Genomic DNA, 19845 nt, shown 5'->3' with positions numbered 1-19845 from the left:
GGCGGCCCGGTCATGGCCGAGGCCGCCGCCGTCGCTGGCTGGGGGAAGGGAACGCGCGCCCGCCGACTTACACGTCGTAGTAGAGCGCGAACTCGTACGGGTGCGGCCGCAACCGGAGCGGATCGATCTCGTTCTCGCGCTTGAAGTCGATCCACGTCTGGACGACGTCCGGAGTGAACACGCCACCCTCGAGCAGGAAGTCGTGGTTCTCCTCCAGGTTGTCCAGGACCGTGCCGAGGTCGGACGGGACCTGCGCCACGCCGGCCAGCTCCTCCGGCGGCAGCTCGTACAGGTCCTTGTCGATCGGGTCCGGCGGCTCGATCTTGTTGCGGATGCCGTCCAGACCAGCCATCACCATCGCCGCGAACGCCAGGTACGGGTTGCCCGACGAGTCGGGGCAGCGGAACTCCACCCGCTTGGCCTTCGCGTTGCTGCCGGTGATCGGGATACGGACACAGGCCGACCGGTTGCGCTGCGAGTACACCAGCGACACCGGTGCCTCGAAGCCCGGCACCAGACGGTGGTAGGAGTTGACCGTCGGGTTGGTGAAGGCCAGCAGCGACGGCGCGTGCGCCAGGATGCCGCCGATGTAGTGCCGCGCGGTGTCGGACAAGCCCGCGTAGCCGGACTCGTCGTAGAACAGCGGCTCGCCGTCCTTCCACAGCGACTGGTGGGTGTGCATGCCCGAGCCGTTGTCACCGAACAGCGGCTTCGGCATGAACGTCACGGTCTTGCCTGCCGCCCACGCGGTGTTCTTGATGATGTACTTGAAAAGCTGCAGGTCGTCCGCGGCGTGCAGCAGCGTGTTGAACTTGTAGTTGATCTCCGCCTGACCGGCGGTGCCGACCTCGTGGTGGGCCCGCTCGACGGTGAAGCCGACGCGCTCCAGGTTGAGCACCATCTGGTCGCGCAGGTCGGCGAAGTGGTCGACCGGGGTCACCGGGAAGTAGCCGCCCTTGTACCTGGTCTTGTAGCCCAGGTTGCCGCCTTCCTCCTCGCGTCCGGTGTTCCACCAGCCCTCGATCGAGTCGATCTCGTGCAGGGAGCGGTTCTCGGCGTAGTCGAACCGCACCGAGTCGAAGATGTAGAACTCCGCTTCCGGACCGAAGTAGGCGGTGTCGGCCACGCCCGATTCGGACAGGTACTCCTCGGCCTTCCGTGCGATGTTGCGCGGGTCGCGGCTGTACGGCTCGCGCGTGTACGGGTCGTGCACGAAGAAGTTCATCAGCAACGTCTTCTCCGCGCGGAACGGGTCGAGGCGCGCCGTGTAGATGTCGGGCAGCAGCAGCATGTCCGACTCGTGAATCTCCTGGAAGCCGCGCACCGAGGAGCCGTCGAACGCCAGGCCCTCCTCGAAGACGTCGTCGTCGAACGCCGACGCGGGAACGGTGAAGTGCTGCATGATGCCCGGCAAGTCGCAGAACCGGACGTCCACGAACTTCACCTCCTCATCGGAGATGAAGCGCCTGACCTCGTCTGGGGAGTTGAACACGCTCGTCTGCTCCTTCATGTGATGCGGGATACGTGCTGCGAGCGCGGGTGCTCTCAGTCCGTTGTTGGCCAAAGCTAGGGGGACGGTGTTGCCCTCCCGTCACCCAAATGTTTCGCGGGTGTTAACGGATGAGCCAGTGACACATGTCATGAGTGAGGCCGGCGAAACCAGCTTAGACCCGATGCGGCCGCGTGTCTGCCCGCAAACCGGCTTACCCTGGTGACGTGGCGCGTTGGACGCAGACCTGGCTGTCCGGAGCCGGGCTGGACGAAGAGCAGGGCAATTGGCCAGGAGAGAAGCTCGGGCTCCCGGAGGACGGCGTGGGCTCGGTGGCCTCCGGCGGTCAGCGGCTGGTGGCTTTCCTGGCGGACCTGTTCGCCGCGGCGATGATCACCACGCTGTTCATCCGGCCGGAGTTCGCCGATCTCGAGGTGATGTCGCGCTTCAACTGGGCGTCGGTCGGCGTGTGGGTGGTGCTGACGGTGCCGTCCTCGGCTTTCCTCGGCATCACGCCGGGCATGGGCCTGCTGGGCATCCGGGTCGCCAGGCTGGACGGGGCGACCATGGTCGGCCTGCCGCGCGCCGCGGTCCGTTGCCTGCTCACGGCCCTTCTCATCCCGCCTGCGCTGCGCAACTTCGACGGGCAAGGACTGCACGACCGGGCCACGGGCACGGTCGTGGTGCGGATGCGCGCCTGAGGACGCAGGTACCGCTCAGCGGCGGCGGATCACCCGCTGCACATTGCGCATCTTGACGCCCTGCGGAATCGGGCCCTTGGGCATCGCGGCCGCCCGGCTCTTCAGCGCCGACAGCTTGGCCTCGAGCGCGTCCACCTCGCGGCCGCGCAGGTTGCGCGGCAGTTTGATCAGATAGCGCTGCAGCTTGGGCAGCGGCACCTGGCCTTCCTCCCGGCCGACGACGACGTCGTAGATGGGGGTGTCGCCGACCAAGCGGGCGATGCGCTTCTTCTCCTGGGCCAGCAGGCTCTTCACCCGGTGCGGTGCGCCTTCCGCGACCAGGATGACGCCGGGATGCCCGAGCACGCGGTGCACCGCGTCGAGCTGCGTGGTGCCTGCCACGGACAACGAGACCCGCCAGTTGCCGCGCATGTTGTCCAGCACCCATCCGGCGGCCCCTGGCTGGCCTTCGGCCTTGGCGTAGACCGTCTTCTGCACCCGCCTGCCGAACGTGATCATGGCGCCGAGGACACCGGTGAGGATGCCGAGCGGCAGCATGACCCACGGGATGCCCCACCACCAGCCGAGCGCGAACACGGCCCCGGCGACCAGCAGGAAGACCAGCAGCATCCACGGGATGAGCCACTTGTCTTCCTTGCGCTGCATCTTGAACGCTTGGAAGATCTGGCTCCGCCTGGCCTTCTTCTCGGCTTTCCTGGCCTGCTTGGCCGCCTTCTTCGCGTCCTTGTCCTCGGTTGGCGCCATGCCGTCCAGGATACGGACTGCGGTTGTGGACAAGGACTCCGGTTGTGGATAGCGGCTCCGTTTGTCGTGGGCTTCTGCGAGGATCGGAATCGATGGACGTGGAGCGCGATCTCGATCCCGAGCAGCGCGCGGCGGTGACGGCGCCGCGCGGTCCGGTGTGCGTGCTGGCGGGCGCAGGCACGGGCAAGACCCGAACGATCACCTACCGCATCGCGCATCTGGTCAGGTCCGGCCACGTCGCGCCGAGCGCCGTCCTGGCGGTGACCTTCACCGCCCGAGCGGCAGGGGAGATGCGTGCACGGCTGCGCAAGCTGGGCGTGGAGGGGCCGCAGGCGTTGACGTTTCACGCCGCGGCACTGCGGCAGCTGCGGTACTTCTGGCCGCGGATCGTCGGCGGCCCGCCGTGGCGGTTGCTGGACAGTAAGCTGCCGCTGGTCGGGCGGGCGGCGCACCGGGTCGGAGTGGACACCGACGCCGAGATGCTGCGCGACCTGGCGGGCGAACTGGAGTGGGCGAAGGCATCGCTGATCAGCGCGGAGGACTATCCGTCGGCGGTGGCGCAAGCGCGGCGCACGACGCCGGAGGCGCCGGAGCGCATCGCCGAGGTCTACCGCGTGTACGAGAAGCTGAAGGTCGAGGAGCGCGCGCTCGACTTCGACGACTTGTTGCTGCAGACGACGGCGGCGTTGGAGGAGAACGCGGAGGTCGCCGAGGAATTCCGTGATCGCTATCGCTGCTTCGTGGTCGACGAGTACCAGGACGTGACGCCGTTGCAGCAGCGGTTGCTCGATGCGTGGCTGGGTGGCCGGGACGACCTGACGGTGGTGGGCGACGCCAACCAGACGATCTATTCGTTCGGTGGGGCGTCGCCGCGTGAGCTGCTGAACTTCACCCGGCGCTATCCGCATGCGCAGGTGATCCGGCTGGTGCGGGATTACCGGTCCACGCCGCAGGTGGTGACGTTGGCCAACAAAGTCATCGGCGCGGCACGGCGCCGTCTGCCCGGCAGCAGGCTGCGGCTGGTGGGCCAGCGCCCGGACGGGCCGGAGCCGCAGTTCACCGAGTACGACGACGAGCACGCCGAAGCCGCAGGCGTCGCGGCGCGCATCCGGGAGCTGATCGATTCCGGCGTCGCGGTGAACGAGATCGCGGTGCTTTTCCGGGTGAATGTCCAGTCTGAGGCGTACGAACAGGCGCTGAGCGAGGCCGGAATCCCGTACGTGGTGCGTGGGGGAGAGCGCTTCTTCGAACGTGCGGAAGTGCGTCAGGCGATGTCGGTGCTGCGCTCGGCGGCCGCGTCGGAGGAACAGCCGGAAGGAGCGTTGCCCGCGGTGGTGCGCGAGTTGCTCGGCAAAGTGGGGCTCACCGCGGAGCCGCCGGCCGGTGGCGCGAGCAGGCAGCGGTGGGATTCGTTGATGGCGCTTGTCGCGCTGGCCGAGGAGTTCCACGCGGACGCCTCCGCGCCGACGCTGCGGCGCTACGTCCACGAACTCGAGCAGCGGGCCGCGGCGCAGCATGCGCCCACCATTGCCGGGGTGACGCTGGCGTCCCTGCACGCCGCGAAGGGGTTGGAATGGGACGCCGTGTTCCTGGTCGGCCTGTGCGAGGGGACGCTGCCCATCCAGCACGCGGACGACGACGAGGAGGCGATCGAGGAGGAGCGGCGGCTGCTGTACGTGGGGGTAACCCGGGCAAGGGAGTACTTGTCGTTGTCGTGGTCCCTGTCCCGTCAGCCCGGGGGCAGGCGAACCCGGCGGCGGAGCCGGTTTCTCTACGGGCTGGTGCCCGAGGGCCATCCGGCCGCTCGGGTGGCTCGGCGAGGACGCGGTGAGCGCCCGCGGTGCCGGGTTTGCGCGAAGGTGCTCACCGATGTCGCCGATGTGAAGCTGGGGCGGTGCGCCGGCTGTCCATCCGATGTCGACCCCGACTTGCTGGCGGCGCTGAAGGCGTGGCGCAGCGCCAAGGCGAAGGAGATGAAGGTGCCCGCCTACGTGGTGTTCACCGATGCGACGTTGATGGCGATCGCGGAAGCCAAGCCGAGCGACGACAGCGAGCTGGTGGCGATCTCCGGCATCGGTGCGACGAAGCTGGAACGATTCGGCGCGGAGGTGCTTGCCGAGGTGCGCAAGCACGCGGAGAGCTCGTGACAGAAGAACCCTCTCGGGCCAGAAGACCTCTCCGGGGACTTCGTGGTGAGCAGCTGATGGCGTGCGCCGGGTGATGCGCGGCTGTGGAGTTCCTGACGGCGCCTGCGACGGAGCCGTGAGGGGGGCGGCGATGGAGTTGTGAGGGGGGCGGCGATGGAGCTGTGAGGGGGTAGGCGACGAAGCCGTGGACGGGCCGTTTGCAATGAAACCCAGCGGGGCCTGTGACGAATCCGCGACGCCTGGGTTGCGAGGTTGGCCAGGGTATGGCCCCACGCCAGCTGGCGGGAGGGTTCCGCCGCAGCTTGGCGGTGCTTTCGGTCGGGACCTTGCGTCGAGTGCCCGGCCTGGGCCTGCGGTGTGCCAGCACGTGGTCGAGGTGTGTTCGCGATGTGCGGACGGGTGAGTGAGGTGGTGAGCAGGTTCCCGCTGCCTTGGTGGCGACTCCTGGGGCGGGTTCGCGTCGAGTGCCCGGTGTGAGTGAGGCGTGCGGAGGCGTGTGCCTGCGGCACGTTCGAGACATCCAACGGGTCTGGTGCGAGTCGTCTGGGTCTGCTGCGAGTTGTCAGCGCGGGCCTGTCGCAGCTCCACCGCGCCCAGCTCGGCACGTACTGCCTTGGCGAAGTATGTGGAGGACCCGAGCGGAGCTTGTGAAGGACCCAAGAGGAATGTGCGGTGAGCGTCCGGCACCGGCCCTCAGCCCCTGCCCAGAGCACGCACCGGCTGGTACCCGGCGCGGTGACCTTGTGTGCCGACTGCTGTGCCGGCCTTGGATCGGCCTCGGTCCAGAGCCGCGGTGCAGGCCGCGGTGCAGAGACTGACGGCGTCGTGCTCCAGAAGCACCGCTCGGTCTCCAGAAGCACCGCTCGGTGCGGCGGGCTGTCGGCCGCGGTGACTCCGTCGCGCAGTCGCCGCGACCTCCGGGTCGAACTGACGGTGAGCCTGTGACCTGCGCCGACAGGATTCTCGAAAAATAAGTTGCCGCGGTCCGCAGTGGGCAGATAGCCTGCTAGGGCCGGGTTGAACGCCCGTACTACTTTCGATGTGACCAGCCGAGGGAGGTGGCAGCGGTGGAGATCTTCGCGCTCGCACGTACCCGCAGCCACCCGCGGCTTGGGGGGATTCGTATGTCCGGCGCACGGCTTCGTTCGTGCGTGCTCCCGGTGAACCCGGTGAGCGTCGAGCGCGACGTGCCCACGGCGGCGCAGCCGGTTCAGCCGGTGCCGACCGGTGACATCGCCGTCGTTGCTGTCAAGCCGGCATTCATCGCTCCGCAGGTAGCGGTTCCGTTGTCTCGTCTTCACGTGAAGTCACTGACTTAGTCAGATTCACGGGTCACGAAGGCCGCGGGACCGATCACCGGATCCGCGGCCTTCGTGCTGTGTGGTCCGCAGATCTTCCGCCACACGACGAAATGAAGACAGATTCAAGGGGAGAACGAATGTCAACCCAAACCGCCTTCGCACTCGAGGCGGCGACGGTGTCGCCAGCGGATCCGCTGAGCGCAGAACTGACCCTGCCGTGCCACGTTGGCGACCCGGACCTGTGGTTTGCCGAGGCGCCGGCCGACCTGGAGCGCGCCAAGAAGCTGTGCGCAGGTTGCCCGGTCCGCGATGCGTGCCTGGCCGGCGCGTTGGAACGGGGTGAGCCCTGGGGCGTCTGGGGCGGCGAGATTTTCGACCGTGGGGTGATCATCGCGCGCAAGCGTCCGCGTGGCCGACCTCGCAAGCATCCGGTCGCGGCCTGACGGCCGCCGGCCGGTCGCTGGTGCCGGGCTTGGAGGTTTCCCGGGGGTAGAGCCTGGAGGTCGCTGGTGTCGTGCCTGAAGCTCCCCGGTGCCGTGCCCGGACGCCCCGTGCCAGGCCTGGACGTCCCGGCCAGGCCGGGAGGTCACCGGCCGGTGTCGGGTCTGGAGGTCCCGGGGCAGGCCTGAAAGTCACCGGCCGGTGTCGGGTCTGGACGTCACCGGCCGCTGTCGGGGCCTGATGGCGACGGCTGCTTGCCGGGGTCGGAGCGTGGCAGCTGGCAAACGGTCACTGCTTGGGGCCGGCTGGTCGCCGGCCACGGGAGTTGCGCTCCGGCAAATCACTGCCCGAAGACGAGACCTACTTCTGAGGAGTTGGACGACATGGAGATGCTGAGTGAGCAGTTCGCGCTCATCCGTGAGCGCGAGCACGCCCACTACAGCGAGCCCGCAGATGGCGACGTCGCTGTGGCTGACGCTTTGGCCGCTCAGAATCGGCAGCGTCGCGCCCGTCGGTGGGAGCGACTCGCCCACTGGGCCAGCCGTCGCGCGGAACGCGTACGCAACGGCTAGCTCTCGGCGCTTGCTGTATTGGAGCTGTGTGTAGGAGGAAGTGGGCCCGTGCTGCCGGGAGAACCCGGCCGCGCGGGCCCACTTCGCATGTGAACCTGCTTTCGCTGCGAGGCTCAAGCCGAGCGCAAGAGCGTCACGCGCGGTTCGTGCCTACGGGCCAAGGGGCGTGGGTAGGTTCGTGCCAAGCCACAGCCGCACGCATCATGCTTCGCCCTGACGTCGTACGCGCGGTTCGTGCCTTGCCCGGGCCCTCCCGGCGCGCGGCATGCTTGCCCATGATGCTCTGGGCGGTGACGCTCTTGCTGGGGGTTCTCCCGGCGCGCGGCATGCTTGCCCTCCTGTCCTGCGGTCGCGCTGTGGCCTCACATCGTGGGTCGTGGCCTGACCCCACATTGCAGGCGCGGTCCCTGACCTGCCTCAACCTCCCCCCGAACACGCACTGATGCGGTTGCCGCCGGGCCGTCAACGTGAACCGGCCATCGCCGGCGGCTCAGCCGAGCACAAGATGCCGGCGGCGGTGTCAAGTCGAGCGCAGGATGTAGACGGCGGATCATCCGGAGCTCAAGGTTCGTCCTGAGCTCAAGGAGCTGCGACAGTGGCTCATGCCGGGCTCGGGATTCGGCAGCCGCTGCCTTACGCGGTGTAGGGAACCGACAAGCATCGTGCCTCCACCCGGGGTCGCTCCCGTGTGCCGGCTTCCGCGAAGGCGGCTGCCAGTTCGCGAACGATCATGTCGCGGAGAGAGAAATCGTCGAGAGCGGCGCGAACGTCGGCAGCCGGAGTGCGCACGACGATGACCTTGGCCGCGGTAAGTGCGAGATGACCGTGGGCCGGCGTGGCGGATTCAGGCACCGCTGGCTCGAACTGCCACGCCAGGCCGATCTCGTCCCACCACGCATCGGCGTACCCCAGCGGGCGGCGCCTACAGTCCTGGATCGTCACGTTCCATTGCGGTGGCGGGAGTGGGGCGTGCTGCAGGAGCGCTGCGGCGTTGCTGTGCAGAGCACTGGTCGCCGTGACGTCGAGCTGCCGCAGTGCCAGTCGGACAGCTGCGGTGCCCCGCTGGTTCCCGGCCTCCAGTTCGCGCTGCAGGCTGTCGTGATCGCACAAGCCGTGCATGACGGGTAGCGCCAAGGCGGAACGCAGTAACGCAATGTTGGACGTGCCGCGGGCTACGTCCACAGCGGCGCGAGATGGTGGGGCGAAGGGCAGACCGTCACGCATGATCGGCTTGGGCATGCGCGTCGTGCGTTCCACAGTGACGAATTCTTTCGGGGCCAGCCGCTGTTCCACTGGAACGAGCAGGCGGACCGTGTGCGGAGCGGGGAGCTGCACGCCGTAGGCGTTCAATGCGTCGACACCGGTGATCACCGCACGGGGACCGGCGTATGTGATGGCCGCTCGCAAGAGCTGCTTGCGGGTCGGCTCACTGTTCGCGAGCATGACGACTCCGGGCAGAAGGCGCCGCCAGGGGCCGCCCGCGCGGCACCTCCTGGTGATCATGCTGTGGCTGATCCCGGCTCGCAGTAGCGCGGTGACCGGCGCGACTCCATCCGGCGCGATCTCGGGCGGAATACTGACGGTTCGGCTGCGTCTGTGTTCCATGTCTTTGATCGTCTCGGCTGGCAAGGCGCGATTGGCGGCGTTCGCAAAATTGTGGATAACTCCGCCGAAAATGCCGGAATTGCCCCAATTTTCGGCAGGGTTGTGGATCAGCCGTCTGACATGCCGGCGTCTACCGCTCGGGCGGTGATCAGTCGGCGAAGCCGGGCACCCAGCGCTCGGCGATGTCACGGACCGAAACCTCGGCGTCCAGCTGGCAGAGGATGCCGGTGTTACCCGCCGTGGTGCGGTGAATCAGCAAGTACTCGGCGGGCAGGTTGAGGAAGCGTGCCGTGCGGAAATCCTTGCCCGAGACGTCGCCTATGCGGGCCGCTTGCTGCTGCAGCCAGCGTCGGGTGAAGTGGAACCTGTCGACCGTGAGCGGCTCGACGAAGGGTGAAAGGTAGTCGAGTACGTCCTGGGCGGTGATCTTGCTGCCGACGGTGATGAACCGGTGCTCGCGCATCAGGCGCATCATCTCGGTGGCATTGCCGTCCAGGGCCAACCGGATGATGTGGCCGAGCACCCGGGGGATCCCGTGGGGCAGCCGCGCGACCGCGCCGTAGTCGATCACGCACATGCGCCCGTCGTCGGCCAGCATGAAGTTGCCCGGGTGCGGGTCGGAATGCATGAGGTGGGCGCGCGCCGGGGATGAGTAGTGGAACTCGAGCAGCAGCCGACCCACGCGATTGCGCACATCGCGCTCGCCGGACTTGATGATCTGGGCGAGTGGTGTGCCATCGACCCACTCGGTGATGACGACCTTCGGGGAACTGGCGACGACTTTGGGCACCAGAAAGTGGGGGTCACCGTCGAAAGCCGCGGCGAAGGCGCGCTGGAAATTGGCCTCGCCCCGGTAGTCGAGTTCTTCGTTCATCCGGGCCGACAGTTCCGCCAGCAGTGGCTTCACCTCGGTGCCCGGTGACAAGGCCTGGAACAGGCGTGAGAAGCGCATGAGCTGCCGCAGGTCGCTGCGCAGTGCCTCGTCGGCCCCTGGGTACTGCACCTTGACCGCGACGTGGCGGCCGTCGTGCCACACCGCGCGGTGCACCTGCCCGATGCTGGCCGCCGCTGCGGGTTCGTCGTCGAACTCGGCGAATCGCTTCGGCCAACCGGTGCCCAGCTGCTCCCGCATGACCCGATGCGTCTGCTTCGCGGGCATCGGGGGAGCGGCCGACTGCAGACGGGTGAGCGCCTCTCGGTATGGAGCCGCGTACTGGTCCGGGATGGCGGCTTCGAATACGCTCAGCGCCTGGCCGAACTTCATCGCGCCGCCTTTGAGCGTGCCGAGCACCTCGAACAGCTGTTCCGCGGCTTTCGCCTGGAGGTCGGCGTTGACTTCCTCGGCACTTTTGCCGGTCAGCCGCTTTCCCCAGCCGCCGACCGCGCGGCTCGCGATGCCCAGCGGCAGGCTGGCGAGCTTCGCGGCACGAGCGGTCGCTTTGCTGGGGAGGCTTTGCTCCGCGGGTTCGGCCATGCATTCGATTCTGCCTTGTGACTACGGCCGTTGTCTGCCGAGTTCGTCGGGTTGATCACTGATGTCGACGTCCCATCGATTGGCTACCCCGCATCGACACAGCGGATGGGCGACCCACTCGCGCCGCAGCGTTGCGCCTTCGGTGAGGTCGAGTTCCAGGGTGGCTTCCAGCAGGGGCGGTCGGTCCTGGCTTGGCTGGAGGGACGGCGCTACCTGTGCCGCCGCGAAGGCTGCTGTCGCCTGTGTGGTTGCGGGATCGGCTCGCTGCACCTTGCCGGCAAGCTGGCTCGCCACCCGGGGCCAGCAGCGATCTCGATCGGTGCGATATCGGTCGAAGCATTCCAGGCAGGCCGAACGCCCCGGCAGGACGAGTGGCCCGACGATGCCGCAACCGTCGCGGGCCGCGACGACCAGATGCTCTTGGTTGTCCTGCATGAGCTGTGCGACGACTTCCGGGGCCGGTACCAGCGCATCGGTCAGGATGACTAGGTCGGGACTGCACTCCCGCCGCGCCGGTGCGATGTCCACGGACGGATTGGCCGCGGAGATCGCCTGCTCGATCACATGCCGCCGCTGCTTTCCGAGATCTGCGGGTGTGCAGACAGCACCGATGTCTTCGGTACCGACCGTGCCGCTGGACGTCACGATTAGCGAGCCGATGCCAGCAGATGCGAGTTGGACCGCCACTGCCGCGGCGAGCGGACCGTCACCGCGTATCTCGACGGTCGCGTGGGCGAGCCGGGCGTTTCGTGCTGGCTGGTTGGCGTCGATCACGAACCCGGCGGCCATCATCTCCCGCAGCAGAGCGCGTAGCCGGTCCGCGTGCTGCGGCCCCACCCGGCTCATCAGCCGGCCGATGGACGCCTGTCCGTCCAAGGAAAGCAGCACGGAGACCATGCGGGGCGACAAGTCGGTCGCCAGCACGGCTCGTCTTGGATTCACTCCGATCTGAATTTCGTCGACCGCGCGCTGGTAGGCCCTGATCCCCGGGGTGTATCGGGGCCTGGTGGCCAGCTCGTCGTGAACCGGGCGGACGATCTCGACTTCGGGCGCTGGTGCTGTCATGGCATCCACTTTCGCCCGATTCCATGGGCACTTCCGGCGTGACCGAGAAGCTGTGGACAACTGCCCGCACGTATGGCGCCACTCGCGTCAAAGCTGCGCGGATCACGGGAGTTGTCCACAGATCTGCGCCCGTCTCGCCGCATCGTCGGCAGCACCGCCTACGGTTGAGGCGTGCACAAGAAGGTCGAGGTGCGGCGCAGCGCACGCCGCAAGCGCACTGTCTCGGCCTACCTCGATGGCGACACCATGATCGTGCTGATTCCGGCACGCATGACCAGTGCGGAGGAGGAGTACTGGGTCGCCGAGATGCAACGCAAGCTGTCGCGCAGCCGGAGTCAGCGGCTGTCGCCTGCGCGGCAGTCGGACGAGGCGCTCATGCAGCGCTGTCGCGAGCTCTCAGCGCAATATTTCGACGGTCGGGCGCTGCCGGCGAGTGTGCGTTGGGTGCCGCCGATGCGGACCAGGTGGGCCTTTTGTACGCCGGCGGAAGGCACCATCCGGGTCAGCAGCAAGCTCGGCGACGTGCCTGCGTGGGTCCTCGACTACGTGCTGGTGCACGAGTTGGCTCACCTGCTGGTGGCCGCCCACAACGAGCAGTTCTGGGAGCTGTGCTCCCGGTACCCGAGGACCGAGCGGGCGATCGGCTATCTCGAGGGCCTGTCGGCCGCTGCCGGCTTGGGGCTGATCGAGCTCGACTAGCGCCGATCAGCCGTCAGTGCGCGGGCCGGTGCCGGGGTCGTCGTTCTCCGTGTTTCCCGGGGTGTCGCCTTCTGTCCCTTTCGAAGCGGCGTCCCGGGTGTCGCCGGAGTCCGCATCCCCGGCCCGGTCTTCGGTCGCCTTTTCCGTGCGGTTGAGCTCGGCGATCGGGTCGAAGTCGGCCAAACCCGACGCGTCGGCGCCCAGGCGCTCGGCGAACTCGAGCGGATCGTCGAGGTCGTCCGCGGTCGGCATGAGGTCCGGGTGGGACCACAGATTGTCCCGCTTGTCGATGCCGTGCTGATCGCCGACGAGCTTCCACAGGGCCGAGGCGGCGCGCAGCCTGCGCGGCCGTAGCTCGAGCCCGACCAGTGTGGCGAAGGTCTGCTCCGCGGGACCGCCGGAGGCGCGCCGCCTGCGCAACGTCTCGCGGAGAGCATCGGCACCGGGGAGGCGATCGCCCACGGCATCGGCGACGACCACGTCGACCCAGCCCTCCACCAGGGCGAGCAACGTCTCCAACCGGGCGAGGGCTGCCTTTTGTTCATCAGTCGTTTGTGGTTGGAGGAGACCGGATGACAACGCCTCTTCGACGCTCGCGGGATTCGCCGGGTCGATCTGACCGGCGAGGTCCTGGAGTGCCTGCGTGTTCACCGTGATCCCACGGGCGAACTCCTCGACGGTGGCGAGCAGGCGCTGCCGCAGCCACGGCACGTGGGAGAACAGCCGATGGTGGGCGGCTTCACGCGCGGCGAGGAAGACAAGCACCTCGCTGCTCGGCCGCTCCAGGCCCTCGGTGAACTTCTGGATGTTGGCAGGCAGCAACGCGGCCGTGCCGTCGGGGCCGAGTGGCAATCCGACCTCGGTCGAGGTCAGCACCTCGGAACCCAGTTGAGCCAGCGCGTGACCGAGCTGGGTGCCGAACGCCATCCCGCCCATCTGGCTCATCATCGACAGCAACGGGCCGGCGGCTTGCTTGGCCTCCTCGGGCAGCGCGTTCACCCAGGCATTGGCGACTCGTTGGGCGACCGGGTCGCACAAGTGCTGCCAGGTGTCCAGCGTCTTCTCGACCCAGTCGCGCGCGGACCAGGCGACTGTCCTCGAGGCGCCGACAGGCAGGATCGTCGCGGCGTCCAGCCACAGCTCGGCGAGGTGGCCGGCGTCGCGGACGGCGGTGCTCTCGTTGTCGGAGCTCGACGCCTGCCCGCTGCTGCTCAACCGTTGCAGCGCGATCTGTTTCGCGATGGTGTAGTTGACCGGCCCGGAGGACGACCCCGCCTGGCTGAGCATGCTGCCCAGCTGGCTGAGTATCTGACCGAGTTGTGCGAAGGCCTCGGCGCCTTGCGGGCCACCGCCCGGCGCCCCGAAGCCGAAGCCGGACGGCTCGCGGGACTCGCCCTCACCGCGCTTGTCCGGGTCGGAGGGGCCGAAGCCGAACGGGAAATCGTTCATGCCTCTACGGTACGCGGCTTGCCCGATGTCGTGTTCAGCCCAGCGCGATCGGATCCCACCGATCGCGTAGGGTCCTCGTTACCGGAACATGTTTCGTCGACTCCGCTTGACAGGACGTCCGTGAACAGGCCAGAGAACTCATCACAGCAAGGCGCCGCAGGCCGTGAGCACGGTGCGCTGGGCGATCGTCGACGCCACTCGCGTGCCGACCGTGAGCGTGCTTCGCATATCGCGAGCGGGGGACTTCACCTGACCCGCCGCGGCTGGACCATCGTGTGGAGCATGGTGATCGTGCTCGTCTTCGGCCTGGTCGGCACGTTCGTGCGAGTGCCGTACGTGGCGCTCGGGCCCGGGCCCACGCACGACACGCTGGCTGAGACCGAGGACGGTCCGTTGATCGCGATCAGCGGTTCCAAGACCTACGAGACATCCGGTGAGCTGCGGCTGACCACGGTGGCCGTGCAGGACGGCGTCACACTGCTCGGTGCATTGGGGCTGTGGGCGAGCGGAAGTTACGCGCTGGCGCCGCGCGAGCTGTACTTCCCGCCCGGCGAAACCGACGAAGAGGTCAAACAGAAGAACGCGCAGCAGTTCGTCGACTCGCAAGACGCCGCGGTTTCGGCAGCTCTGGCGTATCTGAAGGAATCCGGTGCCGCAGTAGGCAAGCGGATCCGCTACACGGTGGTCGTCCAAGAGGTGACGAGAGAAGAGGCCGCCCGGGTGCTGGACCCGGGCGACGAGCTGGTCGAGGTGAACGGCAGGAAGGTCTCGACCCCACAAGACGTGCTCGACGCGTTGAAGGGCACCAAGCCCAACGAGAAGATCACGGTGACCTTCCGCGAAGCCGACGCCGAGGCCGGCGAGAAGGCCGGTGGTGAAGGTGCCGGCCGGGGCGGCACCGGCAAAGACACGAGCGAACAGAACAAGGGCAGAGGTGCCGACGAAGCCGAACGGGGGGCTGGCAAAGCAGACGCCGACGCGGACGCCAAGGACGGCACAAAGGACAAGGCGAAAGCCAGCGAGACGCAGGCAGAACGCACCAGGACCGCGACGATCACCCTCGGCAAAGCCGACGACGGTCGATCGGAAGGTCTCCTCGGCGTGGTGGTCGGCGCGCGCCCGGAGCTACCCGGCTTGTCCGTCGACATCAAGTTGGCCGACGTCGGTGGGCCGTCCGCGGGCACGATGTTCGCGTTGGCCATCGTGGACCGCCTGACCCCGGGTGAACTGACCGGCGGGCGGCGGGTGGCCGGAACCGGTGAGATCACCCCCGACGGCACGATCGGGCCGATCGGTGGTGTCTCGTTCAAGCTCGCCGCGGCGCGCGACGACGGTGCCACGGTGTTCCTGGTGCCTGCGGAGAACTGCGCAGAAGCAGCGAAATCGGCCCCGGACGGCCTGCGTCTGGTGAAGGTCAGCAAGCTGGCCGAAGCCGTCCAGGCGCTGGAAAACCTCGACAAGGGCCTGCCCGTGCCGAGTTGTTGAGGTCGCAGGCTGCCTCCCACACCAGGGCGCCAAGCGAGTGGCTGGGCGGCTCCAAGCGCGAAGCGATTGGCCAGTGGCTCAAAGCCGGCGGCTCAACGCAGTGGAGCTATTGCCTGGGACGCCAAGAGGGCGGCTATTGACTGGGGACGCCAGGAAGACGGGCGGCTCCGGGCGTCGCGCAGAAGGCTTCTGGCTGGGCGTCGTACCGACGGCTATCACGATTCGTGTGAAGGCTTCTGGTCAGGCTTCGTACTGACGGCGGTCTCGGCGTCGTGTCGATGGCTTCGTGCTGAGGGCTCCGGGTGCGGTGCTGACGGTTTCGGCCAGGCCTCGCTGAGGGCTTTGGGTGTCGGCATCCGCAGCGGCTGCGGGCTTTCGTGGTTGCAGCCGACCATGGCCGTCGGGGCGAGCACAGCTACTGGTGCCCGACCCCACGGTCACTGATGCCAGGTCGTGGCGAGACCATGCCACGACCATGTCGGCGGCTCCGACGTGGGTACGTCAGAACGCGCAGCTCACCGTTCCGAACGCATGGATGACCGTTCCGAACGCATGGATGACCGTCCGCGCGCACGGGTGACGGTCCGAACACACGGATGACGGTCCGCACGCAGGGATGACCGTTCCGAACGTGCTTACGGTTCGAATGTGGCCGCCAGCGCGTCGAGCAAGCCGGGGGCGAGGTCTGGATGCTCGACCAGCTCGTCCACGGGTTCGCCGTCCTCGTCGACGGCGACTCCGCGCAGCCGCAGCACGCACGCCCGGGTACCGTCGCGTGACACGGCAGCGACAAGGCGCCCCTCGGTGCGTTCGGGATGCTGGGCCGCTGCCTGCTGCAGCCTGGCGACGTCACCGTCGTCGGGCAGGGACTCCTCGGCGTCCGGTGACAGCACCACGATCTCCTGGCAGATCGCGCATCCGCGCACCGCTTCCGGCCACGTGATCCTGGCCAGTGCCTCGCCGAGATCCTCCGCTTCCGGCAGGGCGTCCTGGGCGACCGGGGTCAACGCTGCCTCGGCATTCAGCTGCGCGGCGAGTTCCGGCTGCTCTGCCAGGATGTCGGCGGTCGGGACCAGGGCGAACAGCTGCGGCGGCTGGTCCCAGCCGGCGGCCGCGACGAACTCTTCCACTTCCCGCGCGGCCATCGCCACGTCGCTGACATTGCTCATGGGCCTATCCTGCCAGGAGCGGGGCGGACCCGGCCGGGGAACTTTCCCCGTGGTCCGTAGAGTTAAGTAGACATTGGGTGGGGGCCATCACAAGCCGATGGCGCCCACGGGCGGATGTCACCGACCCAGGAGTGTGTGCTGTGGCCAATCGGCCTCCCGTCAGCGTGCCAAGGCTGACCAGGCGTAGTCGAGTCCTGTTGATCATCGGTGCGGTGCTGGTTGCCGCCCTGGTTCTGGGCAGCAGGCTGATCGGCGCCTACATCGACTGGTTGTGGTACGGAGAAGTCGGCGCGCGGAACGTCTTCACCACCGTCCTGTTGACCCGCGTGGTGCTGTTCCTCGTGGTCGGCGTCGTGGTCGGCGGGGCGGCATTCCTGTCACTGTTCCTCGCCTACCGCAACCGGCCCGTCTTCGTCCCCGTGGTCAGCCAGGACGACCCGTTGGCGCGGTACCGGTCGACCATCGTCGCCCGCGTGCGGCTGTTCGGGATCGGCATCCCGATCGTGGTCGGTGCCGTCGCCGGACTGTCCGCGCAAAGCGGCTGGGAGACCGTCCAGCTCTTCCTGCATGGCGGCGATTTCGGCAGGAAGGACCCCGAGTTCGGGCACGACATCGGCTTCTACGTGTTCGACCTGCCCTTCTACAACTGGGCGATCACATGGGTCTTCGTCGCGCTCGTGGTCGCGTTCGTCGCCGCGGTGGTGGTGCAGTACATCTTCGGCGGCGTCCGGCTGGCCGGCCGCGGCGCCCAGCTGACCAACGCCGCGCGCATCCAGCTGGCGGTCACCGCGGGCATCTTCGTGCTGGTCCTGGCGCTCGACTACTACATGGACCGGTACAACCTGCTGCTCAACGGCCGCAACGAGCTGTTCACCGGCGCCAGCTACACGGACCTGCAAGCGGTGATGCCGGCCAAGCTCATCCTGATGAGCATCGCGGTGTTCTGTGCGGGCGCCCTGTTCGTCGGTGCCTTCCTGCGTAACCTCGTGCTTCCCGCGATCGCGCTGGCGTTGCTGCTGGTGTCCAGCATCCTGGTCGGGCAGGCCTGGCCGGCGCTGCTGTGGCAGTTCTCGGTCAAGCCGAACGAGATCGAGAAGGAAGCCGAAGCGATCCGGCGCAACATGGAGGCGACCAAGTTCGCCTACAAGCTGGACAACATCGAGTTCGTCGACTACCGGCCGAAGACCTCCGCGACCGAGGAGGACATCGCCGAAGCCAGGGAGACCATCGAGCGGATCCGCCTGCTCGACCCGAGCGTGCTGGAGCCGACGTTCACCCAGCAGGTGGCGCGGGAGAACTTCTACGGCTTCCCGAAGAAGCTGGATGTCGACCGGTACGAGATCAACGGCGAGGTGCAGGACTACATCGTCGCGGCGCGTGAGCTGAAGTCCGAGGGCCTGGCCGAGAACCAGCGAAGCTGGATCAACCAGCGGTTGGTGTACACGCACGGCAACGGCTTCGTCCTGGCGCCCGCCAACACGATCGACCGCGCCGTCGGCGACAACAGCGGCGAGGGCGGCACCGAAGGCGGCTACCCGCTGACCAAGCGCAGCGACACGATCAACCCGAAGGCGATCGGGATCGAGGTCAAGCAGCCCCGCATCTACTACGGCGAGCTGTTCGGCGAGGACGACTACGCGATCGTCAACAACCCCGAGGAGTCGGCGCAGGGCGAGTTCGACACCGCCGAGACCACCCACCGCTATCAAGGCAAGGGCGGTGTGCCGATCGACGGCCTGTTCCACCGCCTGGTGTTCGCCATCGCGCACGGCGAGCGCAACATCCTGTTCTCCGGGGCGATCGGCGAGTCGTCCAAGATCATCTACAACCGCGACCCGCGCCTGCGGGTGGAGAAGAAGGCGCCGTGGCTGACCGTCGACGGTGACCCGTACCCGGCGGTGATCGACGGCCGCATCAAGTGGATCGTCGACGGCTACACCACGACGGCGAACTTCCCGTACGCGCAGAAGACGCAGCTGGGTGACGCGACCGAGGACACTCTCACCGGCGTGGCCAGGCACGAGAACCAGCCGATCAGCTACATCCGCAACTCGGTGAAGGCCACGGTCGACGCCTACGACGGCACGACGACGCTTTACGCGATCGACGAGCAGGATCCGGTGCTGAAGGCCTGGCGCAGTGTCTTCCCGGGCACGGTGGAGCCGGAGTCGAAGATCCCGGACAGCCTGCGCAAGCACTTCCGCTACCCGGAGGACATGTTCAAGGTTCAGCGGGACCTGCTGACGAAGTACCACGTCAAGACTCCGCAGCAGTACTTCTCCAACACCGCTTGGTGGAGTGTCCCGTCCAACCCGACCGAGGGCGAAAGGTCGGCGAACCAGCCGCCGTACTACCTGCTGATGAAGGCGCCGGGCGACGAGAAGCCGACCTTCCAGCTGACCAGCCCGTTGACGCCGTTGAACCGGGACTATCTGGCGGCGTGGATGACGGTGTCGTCGGACCCGGAGACCTACGGGAAGATGAAGGTGCTGCGGTTGCCGATCGGCGACGACGCGCCGCAGAGCCGTGGTCCGGCGCAGGTGCAGAACTCGTTCGAGAACAACGGTGACTACACCGAGCAGCGCACCCTGTTCGGCAACCAGAACGTCGAGATCATCAACGGCAACCTGCTGACGCTGCCGGTCGCCGGGGGCTTCCTGTACGTGGAGCCGGTCTACATTCGCCAGCGCACCGAGCGTGGTTATCCGCAGCTGGCGCGTGTGCTGGTGTCGTTCGGAAACCGCGTCGGCTTCGGCAAGACATTGACCGAAGCGCTCGACCAGGCACTGCCCGGCGCGGGCAAGTACGCGACGACGCCACGGGCCTCCGAAGACGGTGCCGAGGAGCCCGAGAAGCCGGCGCAGCAGCCGGACCAGCAGAAGCCGGACCAGCAGCAGCAACAACGGCCGCCGACGCAGCGACCCAGTACCGGCAACGCGGCGTTGCAGGAGGTCGCCGACGAGATGGCTCGAGCTGCGGACGCCTACTTCTCGGCGCGCGCGAAGGGCGACTTCCAAGCCGAAGCTGAGGCGTTGGAGGACCTGGAAGCGGCCCGCAAGAAGTACAACCAGCTGAAGAACGGTGAAGGGAGCGGCCGCTCCGGCTCGTCGTCCGGTGGCGCGGGCTCCGGAGGGAACTGACCTCGACACACAAAGCCGTCTGCCCGGCGGTCAGCGCGCTGCTGGGCGGACGGCTTTGTCGTGTCCGGGCATCCTCAAGGCTGCGGTACGGCTACCGGGTGGACGAGGTACTCGAACCGTCGGCACCGGATCGGTGCACATGTGTGCAGAAGCCGCGCGGATTCGGGCGCGCACGCGTGGGAGTCTCGCGGACCGGAGCACACGCGTGGGAGCCCTGCGAATTCGGGTGCACATGCGTGCCCGACTGATTCATGGCCGCACCGCTGACCGTGGGGCTGTGCAGGACGCCGCACGTGGGTGTGGGAACTGGCCGCACCTGGCTCAAGCCGCCGCACGGGCCAGGGGGAATTGGGCCGCCCGTGCA

Annotated in this window: 14 protein-coding genes; 7 read left to right on the top strand and 7 right to left on the bottom strand. The window is 67.7% G+C overall.

The window, feature by feature from the left end; genetic code table 11:
* Nucleotides 1-67: 67 nt before the first annotated feature.
* The gene (glnA, locus tag YWY_RS0106025) at nucleotides 68-1510 is read right to left on the bottom strand and encodes a type I glutamate--ammonia ligase (protein WP_038044562.1); all 1443 of its coding nucleotides are present in this window, start codon (nucleotides 1508-1510) and stop codon (nucleotides 68-70) included.
* 206 nt (nucleotides 1511-1716) lie between these two features.
* On the opposite strand from glnA, the gene YWY_RS0106020 reads away from it, so the two are divergent.
* On the top strand, nucleotides 1717-2190 hold the full coding sequence (locus YWY_RS0106020; protein ID WP_028846873.1) for an RDD family protein: 474 nt from the start codon (nucleotides 1717-1719) through the stop codon (nucleotides 2188-2190).
* Nucleotides 2191-2205: 15 nt separating this feature from the next.
* On the opposite strand, the gene YWY_RS0106015 is transcribed toward YWY_RS0106020, so the two are convergent.
* Nucleotides 2206-2934, bottom strand: coding sequence for a DUF4191 domain-containing protein (locus YWY_RS0106015; protein ID WP_028846872.1), 729 nt, complete (start codon nucleotides 2932-2934; stop codon nucleotides 2206-2208).
* A 92-nt stretch (nucleotides 2935-3026) separates the two neighbouring features.
* On the opposite strand from YWY_RS0106015, the gene YWY_RS0106010 reads away from it, so the two are divergent.
* The 3 genes from YWY_RS0106010 (at nucleotide 3027) to YWY_RS0106005 (ending at nucleotide 6825) form a co-directional block, all read left to right on the top strand.
* A complete protein-coding gene (locus tag YWY_RS0106010; protein ID WP_028846871.1) occupies nucleotides 3027-5081 on the top strand; it encodes an ATP-dependent DNA helicase UvrD2 in 2055 nt (684 codons plus the stop codon).
* Between the two features lie 1067 nt (nucleotides 5082-6148).
* Nucleotides 6149-6400 carry a hypothetical protein gene (locus YWY_RS23990; RefSeq protein ID WP_156899115.1) on the top strand — a complete coding sequence of 84 codons (252 nt, stop codon included), beginning with the start codon at nucleotides 6149-6151 and terminating at the stop codon, nucleotides 6398-6400.
* 119 nt (nucleotides 6401-6519) lie between these two features.
* Nucleotides 6520-6825, top strand: a complete 306-nt coding sequence (locus YWY_RS0106005; RefSeq protein ID WP_084609015.1) for a WhiB family transcriptional regulator — start codon at nucleotides 6520-6522, stop codon at nucleotides 6823-6825.
* Nucleotides 6826-8028: 1203 nt separating this feature from the next.
* Here the strand turns inward: YWY_RS0106005 and YWY_RS0105995 are convergent.
* Genes YWY_RS0105995 through YWY_RS20540 form a run of 3 tightly spaced genes read right to left on the bottom strand, consistent with a single transcriptional unit; the run spans nucleotide 8029 to nucleotide 11539 of the window.
* Complete coding sequence (locus YWY_RS0105995) at nucleotides 8029-9189, bottom strand: hypothetical protein (RefSeq protein ID WP_245566566.1); 1161 nt, start codon at nucleotides 9187-9189, stop codon at nucleotides 8029-8031.
* Complete coding sequence (locus YWY_RS0105990; protein ID WP_028846867.1) at nucleotides 9149-10474, bottom strand: ABC1 kinase family protein; 1326 nt, start codon at nucleotides 10472-10474, stop codon at nucleotides 9149-9151. Before YWY_RS0105990 ends, YWY_RS0105995 begins: the two co-directional genes overlap by 41 nt.
* A gap of 21 nt (nucleotides 10475-10495) precedes the next feature.
* Nucleotides 10496-11539 carry a TOMM precursor leader peptide-binding protein gene (locus YWY_RS20540; RefSeq protein WP_084609014.1) on the bottom strand — a complete coding sequence of 348 codons (1044 nt, stop codon included), beginning with the start codon at nucleotides 11537-11539 and terminating at the stop codon, nucleotides 10496-10498.
* A 171-nt stretch (nucleotides 11540-11710) separates the two neighbouring features.
* Here YWY_RS20540 and YWY_RS0105980 point away from each other — a divergent pair, with 171 nt between their 5' ends.
* Nucleotides 11711-12238: a M48 metallopeptidase family protein gene (locus YWY_RS0105980; RefSeq protein ID WP_028846866.1), complete on the top strand. Its 528-nt coding sequence runs from the start codon at nucleotides 11711-11713 to the stop codon at nucleotides 12236-12238.
* Nucleotides 12239-12244: 6 nt separating this feature from the next.
* Here the strand turns inward: YWY_RS0105980 and YWY_RS20535 are convergent, their stop codons facing one another.
* The gene (locus YWY_RS20535; protein WP_038044561.1) at nucleotides 12245-13687 is read right to left on the bottom strand and encodes a zinc-dependent metalloprotease; all 1443 of its coding nucleotides are present in this window, start codon (nucleotides 13685-13687) and stop codon (nucleotides 12245-12247) included.
* A gap of 282 nt (nucleotides 13688-13969) precedes the next feature.
* Between YWY_RS20535 and YWY_RS24385 the strand changes: the two genes are divergently transcribed.
* Nucleotides 13970-15172, top strand: a complete 1203-nt coding sequence (locus YWY_RS24385) for a YlbL family protein (RefSeq protein ID WP_051309847.1) — start codon at nucleotides 13970-13972, stop codon at nucleotides 15170-15172.
* Between the two features lie 635 nt (nucleotides 15173-15807).
* Here YWY_RS24385 and YWY_RS0105965 read toward each other — a convergent pair.
* Nucleotides 15808-16341 (bottom strand): PPA1309 family protein, encoded by a 534-nt coding sequence (locus YWY_RS0105965; protein ID WP_028846864.1) that lies wholly within the window; start codon nucleotides 16339-16341, stop codon nucleotides 15808-15810.
* Nucleotides 16342-16481: 140 nt separating this feature from the next.
* Here YWY_RS0105965 and YWY_RS20530 point away from each other — a divergent pair, with 140 nt between their 5' ends.
* Nucleotides 16482-19481 (top strand): UPF0182 family protein, encoded by a 3000-nt coding sequence (locus YWY_RS20530; protein ID WP_051309846.1) that lies wholly within the window; start codon nucleotides 16482-16484, stop codon nucleotides 19479-19481.
* Nucleotides 19482-19845 lie beyond the last annotated feature (364 nt).

It is taken from the genome of Thermocrispum agreste DSM 44070, from assembly GCF_000427905.1.
GTDB lineage: Bacteria > Actinomycetota > Actinomycetes > Mycobacteriales > Pseudonocardiaceae > Thermocrispum > Thermocrispum agreste.
The sequence above is the reverse complement of the archived record's forward strand: the minus strand, read 5'-3'. Positions and strand labels throughout refer to the sequence as shown.